Source organism: Halorubrum distributum JCM 13561, assembly GCF_000337395.1.
Classification (GTDB): domain Archaea; phylum Halobacteriota; class Halobacteria; order Halobacteriales; family Haloferacaceae; genus Halorubrum; species Halorubrum distributum.
Map to the genome: position 1 here is coordinate 52,741 of NZ_AOJF01000053.1, position 20,345 is coordinate 73,085.

The window sequence follows — 20,345 nt, forward strand, 5'->3', positions numbered from 1 at the left end:
ATCCCTTTGAGTGACGGCGACGAAGGTGGCCCGATGACAAAGCGACACGTGTCCCTGCCCGACGGCGCCGAGGCCGGGGTCCGAGGGTTCATCGACGAGGTGGACGAGCGGCTCGCCTCGGACGAGGACACCTGCGAGGTCGTCCGCGACGTGCTGATCGACCTCCACGGCGACCGCGAGGCGTGGGAGGCGTGGCAGAGCGGCGAGTCGGTGTCGCGCGCCGAGCGCGTCCGCCTCCAGGGGTACGACCCGTGTAACGCGACGCTGGAGTCGGAGTACTACGCCGAGAAGGACGAGGACCGCTTCCAGCGCTCGAAACACCTCCAGTGGCTCTGGCGGCAGTTCGACGCCACCCCGATGGCCGACAACGTCGAGTTCGCGCTCCGCTTCCGGCAGATGCTCGGCAACCACCTGTTCGCCGAGTGCGGGGAGAACTGCCGCTTCTTCAAGGGCATCTCCGTCACCTACGGCCACAACATCGAGGTCGGCGACAACGTCGTGATCCACGACGACGTCCACCTCGACGACCGCGGGAAGCTGACGATCGGCGACCGCGCCTCCATCTCCGACGGCGTCCACCTCTACAGCCACGACCACGATATCGTCGACCAGACCGAGGTCCGGAACTTCCACACGATCGTCGAGGACGACGCCCGCGTCACCTACGACGCGATGGTCCGAGCCGGCTGCCGCGTCGGCGAGAACAGCGTCGTCGGCGCGCGCTCCGTGGTCCAGGGCGACGTGCCCGCCCATCACGTGGTCGTCGGATCGCCCGCCCGCAGTGTCCGCGTGAAGCCGGGGTGGGAGGAGGCCGCCGAGGAGATCGAGGACGGGCGGCTCCCCGACAACCAAGACGACCGCGAGATCGAGTACGAGCTCCCGGACGACCTCGAGCAGTTCGACGAGTTTCAGCGGGACCTCCAGCCGCCGAGCCCGCCGCGCTGAGGGCGCCGTGCGGCCGACGCGTCAGTGATCGAAAGCGGCTTGTTCGTGGTATGGTATCGCACGCCAGTATCGTTATTGGCCAGCAGCGCGTACGCATAGATGGTGTCGCACACATGACAGGACAACGGATACTGCTGATCGTCGGCGACTTCGGCGAGGACTACGAGATAATGGTGCCGTACCAGGCGCTCCAGGCGGTCGGCCACGAGGTTCACGCCGTCTGTCCGGACAGGGAGGGCGGCGAGACGGTCAAGACCGCGATCCACGACTTCCGCGGCGACCAGACGTACCTCGAGACCCGAGGGCACGACTTCGAGCTCACCCACGGCTTCGACGAGATCGACCCGAGCGACTACGACGCCCTGGTCGTCCCCGGCGGACGCGCGCCGGAGTACCTCCGCGGCTACGACGAGGTGCTCGACGCGGTCCGGCACTTCTTCGAGGCCGACAAGCCCGTCGCGTCGATCTGTCACGGCCCGCAGATCCTCGCGGCGGCGGGCGTGCTCGACGGCTACGAGATGACGGCGTACCCGGCCGTCAAGCCGGAGGTCGAGGCCGCCGGCTGCTCGTGGGTCGACGGCGTGACGACCGACGGCAACCTCGTCACCGGGCAGGCGTGGCCCGACCACCCCGAGTGGATCGCGCAGTTCCTCGACCTCCTCGGGACCGAGATCGAACACGAAGGGGCCGCCGCGACGGCGGACTGAGTCCCCGCTTTTTTTCGTCATGCCCGGTCCCCGCGCCGTCGCCGTCAACGTCGCCGCCAACACGAACGAACCGGGATTCCGCGGCCCCGTCTACCCCGACGGCTCCTTCGCGTACGTCCCGATCCCGGAGTCGGCGGCGACGCTCCCGCGGGACCGGTTCCCCGTCGACGAGCCGCTCCCGACGTACGGCGACCTCGACCTCCCGTTCGCCGTCCCGGCGGACCTGCGCGAGACGGCGGTCCACGCCGACCCCGAGTTCCCGGGCGTCCACGGCCGCGAGTGCGCCACCTACGGCGACCCGCACGGCGTGAAGGCCGCCCGGATCGCCGACCTCGGCCCCGGAGACTGGCTCCTATTCTACGCGACCCTCACGCTGCGACCGCACGGGTGGGCGGGACCGGGCGGCGGGCAGGTCGGCGACGCCGCCGAGCGCACAGGCGGCGGCAGCGCGGGCGACGCGGGCGCCGACGAGCGCGACGGCGCGTGGCTCCGCGAGCGCGGGGTCGCCGTCGACGACGACCTCGCGCCCGACTGGGGCGCGTACCTCTTCGCCGGGATGCGGGTCGAGCGAGTGCTCTCGGCGGCGGACGGCGACGGGGACGGCGGGGCCGTCGACCGCGCGGCCGCCGCCGCGGCCGCGCCGACGAACGCGCACCTGAAACGGGACCCGTTCGACGCCCGCGTCGTCGCGGTCGGCGATCCCGATGCGTCCGGGCTCTTCGACCGCGTCGCCCCGCTGAGCGCGCCCGACGCCGGGAGCGAAGCGAACCCGATCGTCACCGACCTGTCGAGCGACTCCGGGAAGGGCCCGTGGTGGCGCCGCCCGATGGCCTTCGACGCGGCGGCGACGAGCCGGTTGCTGGCGCGGATCGACGGGATCTGACGAAGCGTACCGCTCCCGGCGCCACCGCGATTTATGAGGCGCGGCCGCGTTGTACGGCGTATGAGCGACGAATCCACGGAGACGACGGACGAGGCGGTCGGCCGCGGCGCGCCGTCGCGGCTCGGCCGCGTCCTGCTCGGGGTCGGCCTCGCCGCGCAGGCCTCGGAGGACTTCCGCGACATGGAGGACACGATCGAGTACGCCGAGTCGGCCGGCGTCCCGATGCCGGACGTCGCCGCGCCGTTCGCTTCCGGTATGATGGTGGTCGCCGGCCTCGGGATCGCGCTCTGGCGACTCCCCAAGATCGCGACCGGGGCGGCGGTCGCGTTCCTGACCGTCGTGACCGGGACGATGCACGACTTCTGGAACGCCGACGAGGACGACAGGAGCGGCGAGCGGCTCGCCTTCTTCGGCAACCTCGCGATGCTGGGCGGGGCCTTGGTGTTCCTTCGCGAGGCGTACAAGAAGTGACCGACTAAGGCGAGCGCAGCGGCTCGCCCGCCGCGAAAAAACGGGAAAAGGTCGGCGAGTTCCCTACTCGTTCAGCACGCTCGACCACTGGCTGGTGTACGTCGCCTGGTTCGGCTCGAAGGAGACGCGCTGGTCGATCGTCCCGTCGCGCTCCTCGAAGGCGTTCACGTACGCCTCCTCCAGCGACTGCCCGTAGGCGTCGTTGAGGTACAGCGTGCCGGAGCTCTCGGCGCCGACGTTGTCGCCCACGGCGAGGTCCGCCATCGCGGGTCCCTGGAGCAGGTCGGAGGGCGCGGTCCGGAAGATGTAGCCGTTGTCCTCGAGGTCCGTGACGTTCGGGTCGGTCGAGGACGGCGAGATGCCGACGACGCCGTTGGGGATGAACACCTGTTCGGAGACCTGGAGGTTGACGTTCGACGACGCCGGGCCGACGACCGCGCCGTAGCCGGCGTTGACGATGGCGTTCGCCCCCGAGATGCCGGCCTGCGGGTCGGTCTGTGTGTCCTCGACTCTGGTCTCGACGTCGACGTTGATGCCGGCGTCGTTGACCTGCGTGGCCGCGAGCAGCGCGCCGTCGCGGATCGGCACGCCGAGCGGGCCGAGGTCGCCCGTCTCCGGCATCAGAACGCCGATCCGAGCGGTGAACGAGTCGACGCCGACCGGAGCCGCGGCGGTCGCGTTCAGGTCCTCCTCCGAGAGCTCGTTCCCGAACTCGACGGTGTCGAGGGTGACGAGCTCGCCGTCTTGGAAGTCGATGACGTCGTAGGCCGCGGTGGCCATGTCGCCGTTGACGTCGAAGTTGACGCTCGAGGACGCGCCCACGTAGTGGACCGGGTCGCCCCCGGCGACCGTCTCGACGGCCTCGGGGAGGTCCGCGGGACCGAACTCCTCGCCGCCGGGGTTGGCGACGGTCCGGACGCGGTCGCGGATCGCCTCGCCGTCGTTCTCGCCCGCCGCGGTCGCCGCGAGTATTTCGACCGCCATCGCGTCGTACGCCTGCGCGGTGAACACGCCCGGCTCCTCGCCGTACTCCTCCTGATACGACTCGGTGAAGAACTCCGCGCCGGGACCGCCCGCGGAGGGCGCGGTGCCGATGACGTTGTTCATGTCGTTGTCCACCTCTGCGGGGAGGTCGCCGTCGATCAGGCCGTCGGGGACGATGATGTCCAGGTCCGGCGCGCTGTCGGCGAACTCCGAGTAGAAGTCGCGGAACAGCTGGATACCGGACTGCGGGAAGCCGACGACCATCACGGCGTCGGGGACGTTGTTGGCGTCGCCGCCGTCGCTCCCGTCGCCGCCGTCGCTTCCGTCGGAGCCGTCGCCGCCGTCGGAGCCGTCGGAGCCGTCGCTCCCGTCGCCGCTCTCCGTCGAACAGCCGGCGAGCCCCGCGATGCCGACCGCGCCGGCGCCTCTGAGCACGTCTCGTCGCTGGATTCTTCGCGTCATCCTGTGAGCGTATACCATACGAGCCGTTATAAGTGTATCCACGACCACAAATACGACGCCGGTCGAATTCGAACCCATCAGGCGCGTTCTATTCCGCACAGGCACTCTCTACCGACCGTTCGTCGATCGGCGGTCGAGCGCGAAAGCGGCGTCGTTCCCGCTCGCTGATAGGATATTTGGCCGGCGCCACGAACGCGGTCGTCCCCGGCTCAGTACCCCTGTGCGTTCCCGTCCTTCCGGGGCTCCGTGGCGGCCGACAGCACTCCGTCTTCGTTCCGGGCGATCTGTGCGCCGCCGAACATCACCGGCGAGAGCGTCCGCACGTCGTGGTCCTTCCGGACCAGCTTCGCCGCGGCGTCGTCGTCGAAGTGCGGTTCGAGTCCCAGTTCGCCGCTCTCGCGGTAGCGCCACCGCGGCTCGTCGAGCGCGCGCTGGAGCGGCATGTCGTAGTCGACGATGTTCGAGATCACCTGGACGTGGCCCTGCGGCTGCATGTAGCCCCCCATCACGCCGAAGGCGGCCCAGTCGTCCTCGTCGAATCGGACGACGCCCGGGATGAGCGTGTGGAACGGGCGCTTGCCGGGTTCGAGCGCGTTCGGGTGGTCCGGGTCGAGCGAGAACGACGCGCCGCGGTTCTGTAAGGCGATGCCGGTGTCGCCGGCGACCAGTCCGGAGCCGAAGCCGGCGAACCGAGAGTTGATGTACGAGACGACGTTGCCCGCCTCGTCGGCGACGGTGAGGAGGACGGTGTCGGCGTCCTCGGCGTTCGCGTTCGGCACGCCGAAGGAGACGTCGTGCGAGGCGGTCGCGCCGACGCCGGCGGCGCGCTCGCTGGCCCATTCGCTCGACGCCAGCGGCGGAATCTCCTCGTACTCGGGGTCGGTGATGTAGCGGTGGCCGTCGTGGAACGCCCGCTTCATGGCCTCCGCGAAGTAGTGGACCCGCTCCGGCGAGTCGTAGTCGTACTCGCCCGCGCCGAGCTCGCTCGCGACGTTGAGCGCCTCCAAGGCGATCAGCCCCTGGTTGTTCGGCGGCAGCTCGTACACCTCGGCGCCGTTGTAGGTCGTCGACACCGGGTCGGGCCACTCGACCTCGAAGTCGGCGAGGTCGTCGACGGTCATGAACCCGCCCTGCGACTGGACCTCGTCGGCGATCGCCTCGGCGATCTCGCCCTCGTAGACCACGTCGGCGCCCTCCTCGGCGATCGTCCGCATCGACTCGCCGAGCCGCGGGAGCGTCACCGTCTGCCCGACGTCCGGCGGCTCGCCGTCGAACAGGAACGCCTCGCGGGCGTGGTCGTCGGTGAACAGCGCGTCGGCGCTCGCCCAGTAGGAGGCGATGACCTCCGACACCGGGTACCCCTCCGTCGCGTAGCGGATGGCCGGCGCGAGCGCGTCCGCGAGGCTGAGCCGCCCTAGCTCCTCGACGGTCGCCTCCCAGCCCCGCGCCGTCCCGGGGACCGTGACCGCGTGCGGGCCGTAAAACGGCATCCCGGCCTCGCCCGCGTCGTCGACCGCGTAGCCGCCGTCGTCCGGGTAGTAGGCGCCCGCGTCGTCGTCTTCGGCGAGCGCCGCCCTGACGTTCTCGATCGTCGCGTCGGCGGGGGCGCCGCCGCACGAGCGCATCGCGCCGACCTCGCCGTCCGCGGTCCGGTACAGCGCGAACACGTCCCCGCCGAGCCCGGTCGAGGTCGGCTCGACGACGTTGAGCGCGGCCGCGGTCGCGACCGCCGCGTCGAACGCGTTGCCGCCCTCGCGTAACACTTCGATGCCCGCCTCGCTGGCGAGCGGCTGACTGGTCGCCACCACGCCGCGCTGGCCGTACACGGTCGACCGGCGCGACGTGAATCGGTCCAGGTCTGGCTCCATACGCACCCCTCCGGCGCGGGGGAGAATAAAGGCCCGACCGGAACTGTCCGGTGTCGGTCGCGTGCGGTCGACGGTGCGGCGATCGACGCCGTCACTCCTCGAACTCGGCGTAGTGCCGGACCAGCCCGCACTCGGGACACATCACCGTCGTCAGCTCCTTGCGCTCGTTCATCCCGAGCTTCCCGAGGAGCCCTGACCGCTTCTCGCCGGTCCTGACGTGCGCGTTCCACGCGTCGCCCATGCTGAACTCGACCTCCTCCATCGTCACGGCGCAATCGGGACAGCGGTGGTCCATGGGCATCGGAACGCGCGGCGGCGTGAAAACGGTTAGTCCGTGGCGATACTCCTCAGTTACGCGTTCAAAACCAGTCGACGTCTCCCTCGACGACCTTCCGCTCTCGCTCCCTCGACTTTCGTCCGACCGACACGTTCGATTGCTTCCTCGCGGTCGAGTTCTCCGTCGAGGTCCCGCGCGAGAACGAGGTTCTCCCACAGGTCTTCAAGCATGCGTTCGAGTGCCCGCTCGAAGACTTCCGACTCCGGAAGGCCACGGGATTCAGCGACTTCTCGAACCTAGTCGGAGGTCTCGGCGGCCATACCGCACGATCGCTCGACAGCGTTCTTAAATCCGTGTCTGCCTGCTCGGTGGGGATCCGACCGGGACCTATTCTACTGTTAAAATTAGCGGCCTCGGCACTCATAGGGCTCGTCGTCGCCGGGTGCCGAGTCCGGCTCGGAGCGGTGGTTCGTCATCGGCCGCTCGTCGGTAGTCGCGCCGTCGAATAAAAGGATCCGGCCGCGTCGTCAGTGCGACGAGCCGGCGTACTCGTTCCAGCGGTCGGTGCCGTTCGCGATCCGCCGGGTGTCGGACGGATCGAACGTCGCCGCCGCCTGCGCGACCGCCTCGGCGGCGGTCGGCAGGTCTTGGATTCCGTCGTCGGCATCGGTCGCACCGTCGTCGGCCGGGTTCGTCGATGGACCCGATCGGTCGGTCGTCGGTTCGGTCTCGGTCGCCTCGCGCGTGCTCGGACCGCCGGGACCGGTCGTCGTCCCCGCCGTCGAGCGTGCGTCAGTCGTGTACTACGGGTGGCACGACTACGTCCACGGGCGTATCCTTCATAATTGTTTATGTTAGTATGAGGCTCGCCGGGCGCGTACGGGTCGACCGGGTCGACCGTGGCGGGCGCGCGGGCGTGGCGAGACGCGCGGCCGCCGTGCCTACCAGGCCGACCACGCGGTGAGCGTCTCGTCGCGGGCGTACACCCGCTTGAGGTCCTTCGCGTAGGCGAGGTCGCCGGGGTGGTCGAGCTTCTCGTGGCGGTACTCGGGGGCGTCCTCGCGGATCTGGAGCCCCTCGACGGTGAACTCCTCCTCGCCGAACTCCACCGTCTCGTCGACGGTGAACTCGTAGTCGCCGGGGACGTTCACGCGCAGCGAGCGCGTCTGGTCCGCCTCCCCGTCCTTCGGGTGGAGCGTGACGGGGACCGCGACGTTGTCGACCGCGCGGGTCCACAGCGTCGCCACGTCGGTGATGTCGGCCTCCTCGACGCGGTTCTCCGGGCCGAGCTCGATCCCCGTGATCCGCACCTGCATCAGCGCGTCGTCGGTGTCGACGACGAACTCCTCGCCGGTGCCGACGTCGCCGTCCGCGGGAACGTCCATCGTCGTCGTGAACGAGTCGCCGTCCTGCGAGACGACGATCGTGACGGCGACGGTCTCCTCCTCGGGGATCTCGGTCTTGTGGGTGTGGTCGCACTCGGTACAGCGCACGGTGGCCTGCCCGCCAGGGCTGAGGACCTCGTGGACGGTCGGCTCGTCGGGCGAACACGACGGACAGGGGAGTCCGACGCGCGCGCCGGCTTCGGTGTCGCTCATTGGGCGCTCGTACCCGCCGCGCCCGTAAATATCCGCCCCTGTGGGGCCGGTGTGGGTCGCGCTCGCGTGGCGCGCGGCGGCGCCGAGGGCGTTTCCGGTGGCCGGGGCCGCCGGCGGGGCCGCGCGGTAAGGAAACTGGTTTACCGGTGTCCGCGGAACGGTCGCCCATGATCGTACCCGGGTCCAGCTCGCAGCAGCTCGCGGCCGCGCTCGCCGCGGAGACGGGCCGGGCGCTCGCGACCCCGACATACGACCGGTTCCCCGACGGGGAGGGGCTCGCCGCGGTGCCCGACTTCGACGCCGACGAGGCCGTGATCGTCGCCGCGACCGACTCAGACGAGGCGTGGGTGGAACTGCTCCAGCTCCAGGACGCCGTCCGCGAGGCCGGCGCGACGGACGTGACCACCGTTGTCCCCTATATGGGGTACGCCCGCCAGGACGACTCGTTCGGCGACGGCGAGCCGGTCTCGGCCCGCGCGATGGCGCGGGCGATCTCGACCGGGACCGACCGCGTCCTGCTCGTCAACCCCCACGAGGCGACCGTCGCCGACTTCTTCGACGTCCCCGCCGAGGCGGTCGACGCCGCGGGCGTCCTCGCGGACCCGCTTCCCGCCGACCTCGACGATCCGCTCTTCCTCGCCCCCGACGAGGGGGCGATCGACGCGGCCGCCACCGTCCGCGACGCCTACGGCGCCGGCGAGACGGACTACTTCGAGAAGCACCGCGACCGCGAGACGGGCGCCGTCGCGGTGTCGCCCTCCGACGCGCCGGTCGCCGACCGGGACGTGGTCGTCGTCGACGACATCATCGCCACCGGCTCCACGATGAGCGAGTCGGTCGCCGTCCTCACCGACCGCGGCGCCGCGCGCGTGCTGACGGCCTGCGTTCACCCCGTCCTCGCGGCCAACGCGGTGACGAAGCTCCGCGCCGCCGGCGTCGACCGGATCGTGGGCACCGACACCGTCGAGCGGGGCTGTAGCGTCGTCAGCGTCGCGCCCGCGGTGGCCGACGCGCTGGACTCGCGGTAGAGGTCACTCGTCGTCGACTTCTCGGATCACCTCGGCCGGGTTGCCGCCGACCATCGTCCGCGCCGGCACGTCGTCGACCACGACGGCGCCGGCCGCGACGACCGCGCCGTCGCCGACCTCGACCCCGGGCGTGAGCACCGCCCGTCCCCCGATCCAGACGTCGTCGCCGACCGTGACGGGGTCGCCGAACTCGCGCCCGGCCGCGCGTTCCTCGGGGCCGAGCGGGTGCGTCGGGGTGTAGACGTGGACGCCCGGCCCGAGCATGCAGTTGTCGCCGAACGCGATCGGCCCGGCGTCGAGGAGGACGCAGCCGAAGTTCGCGAAGAAGTCGTCGCCGACGCCGACGTTGTACCCGTAGTCGCAGTGGAACGGCGGCAGGACCGTCGCGTCGTCCCCGACGGCCCCGAACAGCTCGCGAAGGAGTCGGTCCCGGCGGTCGGTCTCCGTCTGGGCGGTCTCGTTGTACCGCCGGCAGCGGTCCCGAGCGCGCTCTCGCTCGTGCCTGAGTTCCGGATCGGTCGGGTCGTACGCCTCGCCGGCGAGCATGCGCTCCTTCTCGCGTCCCATACGATTCCCGGCGCTGCGAGCGACAAAGGCCTGTCCGTCGGCGGCGCCAACGGTCGGCGTTTATAAATTGAATCGCGTGTGGTCGGCCGATGTTTATGATCTACCGCCATCTCGTGACGGCGTCTCACCGGGGAGATGCGAAGCTCGGGGCCGCCGAACTGATCGGCCTACGCCTCGTCGACCGAGACACGAACAATGGCTCCCTCAGATACTCTGGTAGCCGTGTCGTCCTCGGAATCAACAAGGCAGAGTGCCCCCAAGATCGCGGGGGGACCAAACGCTTTTTATCCGGCTTCGTTGAAATCTGCGGTAGCCGATAGCATCCCTGTGCTGAACACAGATCCCCACCCCGCATCGACGGTTTCGTCAGGAAATCATCCCGCATCGCCGGGCTGAAATCCCGCAGTAGTCTCTTTTAAATGAACGCACTCGTTTTTGATCACGCGACCCTCGTCACGTTTATTTCGGCGGCGATAGTGGTCATTATTTCCCCCGGCCCGGATACGATATACACCTTGACGGAGAGCCTCCGTCGCGGGCGCTATGCCGGGGCGGCCGCCGCGTGCGGAACGGCCACAGGAATCCTCGTTCACACGACGGCAGCGGTACTCGGATTAGCCGCGATCCTCCGAACCTCGGCGCTTACATACACCGTCGTGAAGTATCTCGGCGCCGCCTATCTCGTCTACTTGGGCGTTCAGACGTTCCGACACGACGAGGAGTTCGAGGTTCGGAACACCATCACAGAAACGAACACCTCGCTCAGACGGTCATACGGGCAAGCAGTGACGATCAACGTCTCCAATCCGAAGGTTGCCGTCTTCGTCCTCGCGTTCTTCCCGCAGTTCATCTCCCGGACCGCGAGCGTATCTCTCCAGATGTCGATTCTGGGGCTGACCTACGCCGCTCTCAGCGTCCTCTACCTCCTGGCCGTGGTCGCGTTCGCCAGTCGGGTCCGGCACATTATCGTCGACTCGGAGATGGTTTCCAGATTCATCCAGTACGCGAGCGGTAGCGTACTGATCGGGTTCGGGCTGAAACTGCTAACCGAGAAGCAGCCTGGTACGTGACCCCGGAACTCTTAAGAATCCTACTGTACGGCCCCAGCGCGCGATATCTACGCCCAGTCTCTCGCACGGCCAGAGCGAACTGCGGATTATTGGTAGACACACCACACGCGATGTGGACGTGTCCACGGAGCGATATAAATGGCACCTGTGAGACGTAACTGATCCGGCTGTTTAGCGAACACTACTTATGATGTATTTCGACCGAGGAGAGTTCAGAATATTCCGGTATCCCACGGGAGCCGTTGTAGATATATACAAATATTTTTGATGGACCAATATTCAATCATGTCTGTGACCACCACAACCTACGGTCTGTTGGCGTTGGCACCGCCACTTCTCGCAATCGTACTGGCGATGACGACACGGCAGGTGTTAGTGTCCCTGTTCGCCGGCGTCTGGATCGGTGCGATGATCGTGGCCGGGTGGAATCCTATCGCCGCGACAGCACTCACTATGGACTGGCTCGTCGAGGTGTTTCGGTCGCCGTTCAACACGAAGTTCATTATCCTCATCATGTTCATGGGGGCGGGCGCGGCGTTCATTCACCGCTCCGGCGGCATTCTGGCACTGGAGCAGTGGATCGGTGACCGGGTCGACAGCGCCCGCGAGTCGCAGATCCTCACCTGGCTCATCGGGGTGTTCATCTTCTTCAGCTCGTACACCAGCACGATCGTCACGGGCAACGCCACGCGGGACCTCGCTCAGGAGAACCGCTCCTCCCGAGAGATGCACGCCTACGCGCTCGACTCGACGACCTCGCCCGTGGCGACGTTCGGGCCGGTGTCGTCTTGGATCGGGTATCAGGTATCGATGATTATCGCCGGCTTCGAGGCTGCCACGGTCACCGCCTCGGAACTCGGGATGACTCCCTTCGGACTGTTCCTCCAGAGCATCCCGTGGAACATCTACTGTTTCATGGCGTTCTTCATGGTCGGGTTCATCGCGATCACCCAGCGGTTCTTCGGTCCGATGCTCGACGCCGAGTGGCGGGCGCGTTCCACCGGTCGGACCATTCGCGAGGACGCGACGCCGCTGTCGGACGTCTCGCAGGACGTCGGCGAACCCAGCGATAAGAATCCGACGCTCGTGAATTTCTTCGGCCCTATCTTGGTGCTGCTCGTCGTTAGCCTGGTCTCGATGTGGTGGCTCGGTGGTGGCCACAACCCTGGCGTCAGCGTCTCGGAGGCGTTCCAGGAGACCGACGTGGCCCTCGGCCTGCTGTACGGTTCCTTCGCGTTCATGGTGTCCGGCTTTATCGGCGCGCTCGGCTACCGGACGATGGACCTCGAAACGGCCAGCGACACCATCATCCAGGGATTCAAAACGATGAACATCGCCATCGCGATCATCGTGCTGGCGTGGTCGATCGGCTTAGCCGCCGAGAAGGTCGGCACCGCGCAGGTCATCGTCGACGCGATGGTCGGCAGCGGCATCCCCGGGACCTTCCTCCCGGTGATTATCTTCCTCGCGGCGATGTTCGTCGCCTTCACGACCGGCACTTCCTGGGGAACCATGGCCATCCTGACTCCACTGGCAATCCCGCTGGGGTACGAGCTGGTCGGTCCCTCGATCCTCCCCGTGCTCGTCGGGGTGCTGTTCGGCGGCGCCATCTACGGCGATCACAGCTCGCCAATTAGCGACACGACGGTCATGTCGTCGATCTTCTCGGGCTCTGATCACATCGACCACGTTAATACCCAGATTCCGTTCGCGGGAACTGCCGCGGTGGTCACGGTGTTCGTGCTCATACTATACGGTCTGGGCCTCCAGACGGCCTACATCGCCTTGCCGCTGGCGCTCGTTCTGACGACGGTCGCAGTGCTCGCCCTGAATAAGTTCGACGCCAGACGCAAGGGACTCCCCGAGGTAATGCCTTCTGCCGACGCCATCGAATCCGGCGAAGTCGACGTTGACGCCGTCGAGCGTGGTGAGGTCGACGGCAATAACGGGAGCCACAACCACTTCACGCTGGTCCCGGTGTTGGCGGTCGTCATCGTCGCCGCGTACCTCGCGGTCGTGTTCACGTTCGCGGCGATAGGCGCCTAAACCGAGCTCGACCCCCGACCGTTTTCCGCGTTCCCGCCGCCTTCCAACACCGGCTTCGCGTCCACGTCTTCGATTACGTCGGCGAGCGATCGTCCGGCAGGTGCGTCCTCGCTGCGGGCACGAGTCGGACGAACTACCCTCTCGTCGAAGCCGTTCCGTCCGCCTGCCCGCCGCACAGCCGTCTCGGTGCGTTGTCCGCCCGAAGCGGCTCCGACGGGAGACGACACGGCCCGGTCAAACGATCTTCATCATCCGCGTCTCGAACTTCCCGACGCGGACGCGGACCCAGCCCGCGAGCTCCGCGTCGAGGTCGGGGTCGTCGGTGTCGACGCGGAGGGCGCGCACGTCGTCGAGCTTGGCGCGCGAGGCGACGATCCGGAGGTCACAGCGCCGGATCACCGCCGGCGAGATCTGGGGGTTGCCGCGGCCGAAGACGAACCCCTGCCCGCCGATGGGGGAGACGACGATCACGTTCTCCTCGCCGAGCGCGTCGAGGATTTCCGCCTCCGTCGCGTCCCGGACGATCACCTCGCCGTCGCGCCAGACGTCGACGCCGATCGGCGACGGCTCGAAGCCGAGCTCGTCTTTGATCGCGCCCACGGTCGACCCCGGGCCGAGGACGAAGGTGACGCCCTCGCCGTCGCGCTCGCGGATGTCCGCCGCGACGCCCTCAGCCAGCGACTCGACGGTCCCGCTCGCGGTCTGCTTCGACGACTGGAGGTCGTCCGCGACCGGGACGTGCGCGACCCCTCTGAGCTCCGGGTGGACCTCCCCCTCGCGGTAGGCGTCCTCGTCGATGTCCATCACCTCGCGGCGCTCGGTCCGCGAGAACGAGGCCGCGACCTCGGCGGCGTCCTCCGGCGACACCGCGAACACCGACGAGTACACCTTCACGCCGGCCGGGACGCCGAGCATTGGCACGTCGGTACCCTCCAGCGCTTCCGCGACGTCCGCGGCGGTGCCGTCGCCGCCGACGAACAGGACGAGCTCGACGGGGTCGGCGGTCTCACCGGCGTCGCTCCCGCCTTCTTTCCCGTCGGTTCCCGCGAACGCTCGGACGACGGCGGCGGTGTGGGCCGCGGTCGTCTCCGTCGGCTCGGGCGGCCCTCCGTCGAACGGGTCGACGACCCGGACTGGGTCGAAGCCCGCCTCGCGGACGATGGACTCGCCCATCGGGTCCGCGGCCACCGAGACGGTCGTCTCCGGGGCGACCGCGGCCAGCCGGTCGACCATCCGCCGCGCTCGATCCGGTGCCCGCGGCTCGGCGCCGCGCTCGACCGCCTCGGCCACCTTCCCGTCGGTCCCCTTCAGTCCGACGCGGCCGCCCATCCCGGCGACCGGGTTCACCGCGATCCCCACGTGCATGCCCGACGTTCACCGCGCCGGCCCCTTAAGCGAGCCGCGTCCGGCCGAGCCGCTGCGGTTCCCGAGAGCGGCGGCCCGTCCGACCGAGTTTAAAACTCCTCAACAACGAGGCACGGGAACCAACTGGTGTCTCCCCGTAGGACCGAACGCCGATGGAGTGAGCCCGCCATCGGCGAACCCATCTGCTCGTCTCACCGGGACTGGATCCCTCTCGCGGTAGCTGCCACACGCCCACGCCGCCCGGTCCCGTTTTCGCGTCGCGCGGCGGTACTCGTCCGTCGGATAGCTCCCTCCTCGCCCGAGAATCAATACTTAAGATGCCCCCAGAACAACCCCGAGATATGATCCTCGAAGCCGCCGTGACGGAGCCGCTGCCGATCAGCGCGACCGCGGGCGCGGTCCTGCTCGCGAGCCTCGCGCTCGTCGCCGTGTGGGTCGCGTACCTGTACCGGTAGGAACCGCTTTTTCCGGCCCCCTCCCGCCTCGCCGACCGACCGCTCAGGCGGACTCCTCCTCGACCGCGTCCGCGTGCTCGCGGACCCACGCCGCCGCGCGCTCGGCTTCCGCCTCGCTCTCGGCGGTGATCTTCACCGTCACGACCTCGCCCGGATAGGAGCCGACGCGCACGTCGAACCGCTCGCGCAGCGTCGCGACCCGGTCGAGCAGCTCGCTCTCCGGCTCGTCGACGTCGACCGTGACCACGTGGGTGAGCGTCCCCGCGAACTCGTCTTCGATCAGTTCGAACATCGCCTTCATCTCCGTCGGCACGCCGGGCAGGACGTAGACGGACTCGACGACCGCGCCCGGCGCGACCCCGGCCTCGTTCGGCAGCGGCCGGCAGTCGGCCGGGAGGTGCGTCGTCTCCGCCGCGAGGTCGCTCCCGCTGTACCCCCGCTCGGCGAGCCACGCGGCCGCCTCCTCGTTCTCGGCGAGGTCGCGGCCGAACGCGGCCGCGACCCCCTCCATCGTCACGTCGTCGTGCGTCGGGCCGAGGCCGCCGGTGACGATCACGGCGTCGTACTCGGCGTGGTGCTCGTTGACGACGCGCGCGATCTCGCTCACCTCGTCCGGCACGACGGTCACCCGCCTGACCGTGACGCCCCGCTCGTCGAGGCGGTCGCAGAGCCAGGTGGCGTTCGTGTTCTCGGTGTCCCCGACGAGGAGCTCGTCCCCGACGGTGACGACGGCGGCGTTCATACCGAACGCAAGCGCCGCGCGGTAGAAAAGGACCGCGGCGCGGCCGTCGCGGGAAACTCGGTTCGGTCCCGCCCGCTACAGCCAGCCGTCGTCGTCGTCCTCGTTGACGCTCAAGCCGAGGTCGCGCCGGCGCTCGCGGAGCGCCTCCAGCTGCCGCCGGAAGTAGACCGTCCCGATGACCGCGGCGATCGCCGCGATGACGAGGATGACGCCGAACACCACGAGGTCGCCCTCGCGGTACGACTGGACGACGATCGAGCCGCCCGACACCTCCTCCCAGACGATCCGGTCGCGGTCGCCGACGGTCTCGACCTCGTGGTCGCGCGGCGACACGTGGCCGACGATCGGCACCTCCGTGCTGAACTGGGGCGGGAGCGTCACGGCGTACGACCCCTCGACGTACGCGCGCATGGTGAACCGGCGCGGTGACCCCGCGCCCGAGAACGCCGCCTTACCGCCGGCCATGTCGTCGGCGAAGCGGATCCACGTCTCGTCGGTCGTCCGCTCGATCTCGCCGCCGCGCGCGCGGAACTCGCTGCCCGTGATCACCTCGCCGTCGGGGTACTGATACCGGAACGCCTCGAACTCCAGGGGCTGGTCGCCCGCGTACGGCGTCTGCTCGTACAGCCGGATCTCCTCCCGGTCGCCGACCGCGTACACGGCGGTGTACCTCGCGTCCGTCGAGAGGGTGAACGCGGCGTCGCGGTCCGTGTCGAACTCGTACTCGCGGGGCGGCTCGGCGTCGAGCGTCTCGTTCGTCACCTCGCCCCCGCCCGTCGCGTAGCCGAGACAGCCGGCGCTGACCGCGAGGAGGGCGACCGCCGCAACCGCGAGCGCGAAGCGTCTGTTCACGTGCGTAGGTTCAGTTAGACGACACAGCGCATCTCGGCCGGGAGGTACGAGCCGATGGCGGCGAGTAACCCCGGCGGGTCGGTGCCTTCCGCGCAGACGATGCTCTGTTCGAGGAGGCCCAGCCGCTCGACGGTGACGATGTCCTGCGCGTGGCCCGCGCGGTTCACCGTCGCGCGCGTCTCGCCGCGCGTCGCCGAGTTGACGTTCACCCGGCCGTCGCCGCGCTGCCAGTCGTACAGCCGGTCGCGCTCCGCGTCGGCGAGCCGGCTCGGCTCCGCGTCCGGGTCGCCGGCGTCGCCGCCGTAGACGAACCGCATCGGGAGGTGCTGGACGAGGCCGAACCGCTCGACGACCTGCTCCGGCGAGCCGACGCCGAGCCCGAGCTCGTCGGCGGGGACGAACACGTCGACGCCGGCGTCGAGGGTGAACCCGACGTCGTCCCACGACTCGAGGGTGCCGACGTACTCCTCGCCCGCCTCCAGCCCGCCGTCGTGGGCGACGATCTCGCCCCACGTCTCCGCGAGGACGTTGCGCGCGACCGGCGCGTCCTCGCCGCTCACGTCGACCTGGACGAACTCGTCGTCGCGGACGCCCACCTGCCAGTCGGCGTCGAGCTCACCGACGTCGTTGGCGACGAGCGAGTCCATCCCGTCGAGCGCTCGCTCGCGGGCGTCTCCCTCCACGTAGCACTTGGTTGCGAGGACGACCATCAGCCGGTCACGTCCACGTTGAGCTCGTCGCGGAGCGCCTCGATGCGCTGGTCCATCGCGTCGCGGAGCCGGTCGTTGTCCATCGCCTCCAGCGGGGAGCCGCACTCGGGGCACTCGAAGCCGAAGTCCATCGCCTCGCCGAACTCGAAGCGGATGGAACACACCTCACAGAGGTAGAACTCGTGGGTGCGCTCGTACTCCTCGCGCTCCTCTAAGGCGTCGAGCAGCCGGTACATCTCCTCCTGAAGGTTCTCCGGGATGTTGTCGTAGTGGAACGTCCACAGGTACGTGAGCCACCCGGAGTCCTCGTCGCGGACGCGGCGGTACGTCGCCAGGTCGTTCTCGTACAGGATGAACAGCGCGCGTCGGACGTCGTTGAGCTCCAAGCCGAGTTCCTCGGCCAGCTCCTCGTCGGTGACCTCGCCGTCGGGCGGCGCGGCCGCGACCGGCATCCCCGTCGGCCCCACCAGCTCGTGGAGGTACTTCTGGATGACGGGGTCGTTCAGTAGATCCTCAAAAGCCATTACGGGAAACTGGTGGTGGAATCCGGTTAAAACCTCCGAAAGGAGCGGTCGCGACGCCCCCGATTCGCCGCCGGCCCGCCGGCCCGAACCCCTGCCGATGGACTGAACCCCTGCCGCCGGCCCGAACCCCTGCCGCCGGCCCGAAAGCCCGAACCCCAGTCGATCACCCCGCGGGTCCGGCAGAGCTTTACGCGCCGTGGCTCACACTCGCCCGTATGGCAGACTCGGTCGACGGACGGGGGCGACGCGCGCTCGGCGCCCTCGCGCTCCTCGCGGTCCCGGCGGTGCTGGCTGCGGTTCCGCTGGTCCCGCTCGCCGCGCTGCTCGGCCCCGGCGGGCTCGGGCTCGTCCCGCTCGGCGCGCTCGGGGGACTGCTCGCGGCCGTCCTCGTCGGCCCGGCGGCCTCCGCGCTCCTCGGTCCGGTCCTCGCCGACAGGCGGATCGCCCGGCTCCCGGACGCCGACCTCGACGACCGCCGCGCCGACTTCGTCGCTGACCGCGTCGAGGCGCTCGCGGGCGAGGTCGGGGTCGACGTTCCCGAGGTCACGGCGGTCCGCGCCGACGCCGCGAACGTCGCCGTCGTGGACGGGTACCGCGGGTCGCGGCTGGTGGCCTCGACGCGGCTGCTCGCCCTCCCGAAGGCCGACCGCGACGCCGCGCTGCGCCACGCGCTCGTCAGGCTCCGGACGCGGCAGGCGCTGCTCACGACGGCGACCCTCCCGGCGCTGGCGGCCGTCGAGACCGCGGCGCTGCTCGCGACGCTGCTCGTGGGGCGCCGCGGGGACCGAACCGCCGCCGACCGGCGCGTCAACCGGATCCACGGGTACGAGCCGGACCGCGAGCGCGTCCCCTCCTGGGCGTACGCGGCCGCCGGCGTCCTCTGCTGGCTCTTGCTCCTCCCGGCGTGGGTCCCCGCGACGGCCGGCGACCGGCTCTCCGTCGCCGGCGGGCGCCGCGCCGCGGACGCGCTGGTCGCGCGGGCCGGGAGCGAGGAGCGGAACGGGCTCGGCAACGCGGTCGCGTTCGCCAGCGACGCCGCGGGCGCCGGCGACTGGCCGCCGCTCCTCGACCGGCTCTCCTTCGTCTCCATGGCAGACGCCGAGACGGGCCGCGTGCGCGGGACGAGCAGGCAGGAGGCGCGGACGCGGCTCGCGCGGCTCCGCTCGAAGCGGGCCTTGTAGCGGGCAGCACCATCCGGGACGCCCGGACTCGGTCAGGGGTGCGCCGGGACCTCCAGTCGGATCGTCGTCCCGTCCTCGCCGGTGTCGATGTCGAACTCACCGCCCGCCTTGGCCACGACCCAGTATATGAGCCAGATGCCGAGCCGGTCGGCGTGGGTCAGCGACGTCTCGCCGGACTCCAACACCTGCGTCTCGTGGTCCGGGATTCCGGGGCCGTCGTCCTCGACGCCGATCGTGACCCACCCCTCGGAGTCCTGTTCGACCCGCACCTCGACCGACGGTGAGGGGTCGTCGTTGTGTTTCACGGCGTTTTCGACCGCCTCCGAGATGGCGGCGGGGAGGCCGACGACCGTCACCTCGATCGGGTCGTCGCCCGGGATCGACAAGGCGATTTCGGCGTCCGGATAGCTGCTGCGGATCCGGTTCCGGAGCTCGATCAGCTCGTCGCGGAGGTCGATCGGAGCGGCGAGCGGGGGCGCGGAGGCCGTCTCGTCGACTTTCTGGACGGCGGTCGCGATGCCCGTGAGGTCCGAGGCCGTCTCGGAGATCACGTCGAGCGCGCGGCGTTGCGACTCCTCGTCTGGTGCGTCTCGGAGCAGGTCCGCGTACCCCGAAATGAGGTTCATCTTGTTCCGGAGGTTGTGGTTGAGTACCCGGGCCATCACCTCCAGTCGGCGTTCGCGGATCTTCCGCTCGGTGATATCCGTCTGGAACCCGACGAAGTGCGTGGTCTCGTCCGCCTCGTTCCGCAGGGGCTCGATCTGGAGCCGGTTCCAGAACTTCTGTCCGTTCGCTCGGTAGTTGAGGATGTCCACGTCGACCGACCGCTCCTCGTCGAGTCCTGCCCGGATCTCGTCGGTCGTCTCCTCGGCCGTGTCGGGACCTTGGAGGAAGCGGCAGTCCTCGCCGAGCCGCTCCTCGCCGTAGCCGGTCAGCGCCTCGAACTCCTCGTTGAGGTACGCGAGCGGGTTGTCGTCGCCGTCCGTCGCCCGCGCGAGGGTGATCCCGACCGGCGCCTCGTCCATCGCCCGCTCCTTGAGCCGTAGGTCCGCGACGGTCCGCCTGAGGCGGAGCGAGGTGGCCCGGCGCTCGATCAGGTTCGAGACCCGCGTGAGGAGCGCCCGCCGGGCGACCGGCAGCTCGATGACGTCGTCGACGCGATCCCACGCGCGGTCGGCCGGCCGCCCCCGAGACTCCTCGCTCACCAACAGCACGAACGGAAGGAACGCGGGATCCGCGCGCTCGCGCCGGGAGTCCAGCGCGTCGCCGGCGGCGTCGAAGGCCTTCGCGTCGAGGACGCAGCAGTCGAACTTGCCGTCGAGCGCGGACGGGTCGCTCCCGGTTCGGATCCGATAGCGCTCGCCCAGCGCCTCGGCGAGCAGGTCGCGGTCGCGGTCGGCGTCCATCTGGAGCAGCACGGTCGCCTCGGCGTCCGCGTCGGGGGTGGCGGCGCCGCTCCGTTCCGGGTCGGGCACCGCCCCGCGCTCCGCGGACTCGTCGCCGTCGGCGGCATGGTATGTCCGGTCCGGCCCAGAGTCCATCGTCAATGTACCGACGGGCGGTGCCCACTAAGAACTACCCCATATATATGACAACCCCGCCCGATTGAT

At 69.5% G+C, this 20,345-nt stretch carries 20 protein-coding genes; 8 read left to right on the top strand and 12 right to left on the bottom strand.

The window, feature by feature from the left end; translation table 11 throughout:
• The first annotated feature begins 33 nt into the window (after positions 1-33).
• The 4 genes from C470_RS12190 (at position 34) to C470_RS12205 (ending at position 3,006) form a co-directional block, all read left to right on the top strand.
• On the top strand, positions 34-945 hold the full coding sequence (locus tag C470_RS12190; protein ID WP_008367588.1) for an acyltransferase: 912 nt from the start codon (positions 34-36) through the stop codon (positions 943-945).
• 113 nt (positions 946-1,058) lie between these two features.
• On the top strand, positions 1,059-1,652 hold the full coding sequence (locus tag C470_RS12195; RefSeq protein WP_004596830.1) for a DJ-1/PfpI family protein: 594 nt from the start codon (positions 1,059-1,061) through the stop codon (positions 1,650-1,652).
• 19 nt (positions 1,653-1,671) lie between these two features.
• Positions 1,672-2,535 (top strand): Nmad3 family putative nucleotide modification protein, encoded by an 864-nt coding sequence (locus tag C470_RS12200; RefSeq protein WP_008367589.1) that lies wholly within the window; start codon positions 1,672-1,674, stop codon positions 2,533-2,535.
• A 60-nt stretch (positions 2,536-2,595) separates the two neighbouring features.
• Positions 2,596-3,006 (top strand): DoxX family protein, encoded by a 411-nt coding sequence (locus C470_RS12205; RefSeq protein ID WP_008367590.1) that lies wholly within the window; start codon positions 2,596-2,598, stop codon positions 3,004-3,006.
• 63 nt (positions 3,007-3,069) lie between these two features.
• On the opposite strand, the gene C470_RS12210 is transcribed toward C470_RS12205, so the two are convergent.
• The 5 genes from C470_RS12210 to C470_RS12225 all read right to left on the bottom strand — a co-directional run bounded on the left by C470_RS12210 (position 3,070) and on the right by C470_RS12225 (position 8,195).
• Complete coding sequence (locus tag C470_RS12210) at positions 3,070-4,452, bottom strand: ABC transporter substrate-binding protein (protein ID WP_193365839.1); 1,383 nt, start codon at positions 4,450-4,452, stop codon at positions 3,070-3,072.
• A gap of 209 nt (positions 4,453-4,661) precedes the next feature.
• A complete protein-coding gene (ggt, locus tag C470_RS12215; RefSeq protein WP_004596823.1) occupies positions 4,662-6,320 on the bottom strand; it encodes a gamma-glutamyltransferase in 1,659 nt (552 codons plus the stop codon).
• A gap of 91 nt (positions 6,321-6,411) precedes the next feature.
• Positions 6,412-6,615 (bottom strand): hypothetical protein, encoded by a 204-nt coding sequence (locus C470_RS12220; RefSeq protein ID WP_004596822.1) that lies wholly within the window; start codon positions 6,613-6,615, stop codon positions 6,412-6,414.
• Between the two features lie 56 nt (positions 6,616-6,671).
• Positions 6,672-6,827: a hypothetical protein gene (locus C470_RS16325; protein WP_239638584.1), complete on the bottom strand. Its 156-nt coding sequence runs from the start codon at positions 6,825-6,827 to the stop codon at positions 6,672-6,674.
• 711 nt (positions 6,828-7,538) lie between these two features.
• Positions 7,539-8,195, bottom strand: a complete 657-nt coding sequence (locus C470_RS12225) for an HVO_0476 family zinc finger protein (RefSeq protein ID WP_004596817.1) — start codon at positions 8,193-8,195, stop codon at positions 7,539-7,541.
• A 167-nt stretch (positions 8,196-8,362) separates the two neighbouring features.
• Here C470_RS12225 and prs point away from each other — a divergent pair, with 167 nt between their 5' ends.
• Positions 8,363-9,223 carry a ribose-phosphate diphosphokinase gene (prs, locus tag C470_RS12230; protein WP_008367592.1) on the top strand — a complete coding sequence of 287 codons (861 nt, stop codon included), beginning with the start codon at positions 8,363-8,365 and terminating at the stop codon, positions 9,221-9,223.
• 3 nt (positions 9,224-9,226) lie between these two features.
• Here prs and C470_RS12235 read toward each other — a convergent pair whose 3' ends face one another.
• On the bottom strand, positions 9,227-9,790 hold the full coding sequence (locus tag C470_RS12235) for a maltose acetyltransferase domain-containing protein (protein WP_008367602.1): 564 nt from the start codon (positions 9,788-9,790) through the stop codon (positions 9,227-9,229).
• A 419-nt stretch (positions 9,791-10,209) separates the two neighbouring features.
• Between C470_RS12235 and C470_RS12245 the strand changes: the two genes are divergently transcribed.
• A complete protein-coding gene (locus C470_RS12245; protein ID WP_008367604.1) occupies positions 10,210-10,860 on the top strand; it encodes a LysE family translocator in 651 nt (216 codons plus the stop codon).
• A 354-nt stretch (positions 10,861-11,214) separates the two neighbouring features.
• A complete protein-coding gene (locus C470_RS12250; RefSeq protein WP_007345205.1) occupies positions 11,215-12,906 on the top strand; it encodes a Na+/H+ antiporter NhaC family protein in 1,692 nt (563 codons plus the stop codon).
• A 234-nt stretch (positions 12,907-13,140) separates the two neighbouring features.
• Here the strand turns inward: C470_RS12250 and C470_RS12255 are convergent, their stop codons facing one another.
• From C470_RS12255 to C470_RS12275, 5 genes are all read right to left on the bottom strand, one after another.
• Complete coding sequence (locus C470_RS12255) at positions 13,141-14,271, bottom strand: ATP-NAD kinase family protein (RefSeq protein WP_007996648.1); 1,131 nt, start codon at positions 14,269-14,271, stop codon at positions 13,141-13,143.
• 498 nt (positions 14,272-14,769) lie between these two features.
• The gene (locus C470_RS12260; RefSeq protein ID WP_008367607.1) at positions 14,770-15,468 is read right to left on the bottom strand and encodes a competence/damage-inducible protein A; all 699 of its coding nucleotides are present in this window, start codon (positions 15,466-15,468) and stop codon (positions 14,770-14,772) included.
• A 75-nt stretch (positions 15,469-15,543) separates the two neighbouring features.
• On the bottom strand, positions 15,544-16,320 hold the full coding sequence (locus C470_RS12265; RefSeq protein WP_008367609.1) for a DUF5803 family protein: 777 nt from the start codon (positions 16,318-16,320) through the stop codon (positions 15,544-15,546).
• Between the two features lie 14 nt (positions 16,321-16,334).
• Positions 16,335-17,030, bottom strand: a complete 696-nt coding sequence (locus C470_RS12270; protein WP_004596799.1) for a DUF2110 family protein — start codon at positions 17,028-17,030, stop codon at positions 16,335-16,337.
• A complete protein-coding gene (locus C470_RS12275; protein WP_004596798.1) occupies positions 17,030-17,554 on the bottom strand; it encodes a transcription factor TFIIE subunit alpha in 525 nt (174 codons plus the stop codon). The genes C470_RS12270 and C470_RS12275 overlap by 1 nt, the downstream gene beginning before the upstream one ends.
• 215 nt (positions 17,555-17,769) lie before the next feature.
• Here C470_RS12275 and C470_RS12280 point away from each other — a divergent pair, with 215 nt between their 5' ends.
• On the top strand, positions 17,770-18,735 hold the full coding sequence (locus tag C470_RS12280) for a hypothetical protein (RefSeq protein ID WP_004596796.1): 966 nt from the start codon (positions 17,770-17,772) through the stop codon (positions 18,733-18,735).
• A gap of 32 nt (positions 18,736-18,767) precedes the next feature.
• Here the strand turns inward: C470_RS12280 and C470_RS12285 are convergent, their stop codons facing one another.
• Positions 18,768-20,276: a PAS domain-containing protein gene (locus C470_RS12285; RefSeq protein ID WP_008367611.1), complete on the bottom strand. Its 1,509-nt coding sequence runs from the start codon at positions 20,274-20,276 to the stop codon at positions 18,768-18,770.
• Between the last annotated feature and the right edge of the window lie 69 nt (positions 20,277-20,345).

Coding starts and splice junctions, on each gene's coding strand:
- C470_RS12190 (WP_008367588.1), top strand. CDS start 34: ATGACAAAGCGACACGTGTCCCTGCCCGACGGCGCCGAGGCCGGGGTC.
- C470_RS12195 (WP_004596830.1), top strand. CDS start 1,059: ATGACAGGACAACGGATACTGCTGATCGTCGGCGACTTCGGCGAGGAC.
- C470_RS12200 (WP_008367589.1), top strand. CDS start 1,672: ATGCCCGGTCCCCGCGCCGTCGCCGTCAACGTCGCCGCCAACACGAAC.
- C470_RS12205 (WP_008367590.1), top strand. CDS start 2,596: ATGAGCGACGAATCCACGGAGACGACGGACGAGGCGGTCGGCCGCGGC.
- C470_RS12210 (WP_193365839.1), bottom strand. CDS start 4,452: ATGACGCGAAGAATCCAGCGACGAGACGTGCTCAGAGGCGCCGGCGCG.
- ggt (WP_004596823.1), bottom strand. CDS start 6,320: ATGGAGCCAGACCTGGACCGATTCACGTCGCGCCGGTCGACCGTGTAC.
- C470_RS12220 (WP_004596822.1), bottom strand. CDS start 6,615: ATGGACCACCGCTGTCCCGATTGCGCCGTGACGATGGAGGAGGTCGAG.
- C470_RS16325 (WP_239638584.1), bottom strand. CDS start 6,827: ATGCTTGAAGACCTGTGGGAGAACCTCGTTCTCGCGCGGGACCTCGAC.
- C470_RS12225 (WP_004596817.1), bottom strand. CDS start 8,195: ATGAGCGACACCGAAGCCGGCGCGCGCGTCGGACTCCCCTGTCCGTCG.
- prs (WP_008367592.1), top strand. CDS start 8,363: ATGATCGTACCCGGGTCCAGCTCGCAGCAGCTCGCGGCCGCGCTCGCC.
- C470_RS12235 (WP_008367602.1), bottom strand. CDS start 9,790: ATGGGACGCGAGAAGGAGCGCATGCTCGCCGGCGAGGCGTACGACCCG.
- C470_RS12245 (WP_008367604.1), top strand. CDS start 10,210: ATGAACGCACTCGTTTTTGATCACGCGACCCTCGTCACGTTTATTTCG.
- C470_RS12250 (WP_007345205.1), top strand. CDS start 11,215: ATGACGACACGGCAGGTGTTAGTGTCCCTGTTCGCCGGCGTCTGGATC.
- C470_RS12255 (WP_007996648.1), bottom strand. CDS start 14,271: ATGCACGTGGGGATCGCGGTGAACCCGGTCGCCGGGATGGGCGGCCGC.
- C470_RS12260 (WP_008367607.1), bottom strand. CDS start 15,468: ATGAACGCCGCCGTCGTCACCGTCGGGGACGAGCTCCTCGTCGGGGAC.
- C470_RS12270 (WP_004596799.1), bottom strand. CDS start 17,030: ATGGTCGTCCTCGCAACCAAGTGCTACGTGGAGGGAGACGCCCGCGAG.
- C470_RS12275 (WP_004596798.1), bottom strand. CDS start 17,554: ATGGCTTTTGAGGATCTACTGAACGACCCCGTCATCCAGAAGTACCTC.
- C470_RS12280 (WP_004596796.1), top strand. CDS start 17,770: ATGGCAGACTCGGTCGACGGACGGGGGCGACGCGCGCTCGGCGCCCTC.
- C470_RS12285 (WP_008367611.1), bottom strand. CDS start 20,276: ATGGACTCTGGGCCGGACCGGACATACCATGCCGCCGACGGCGACGAG.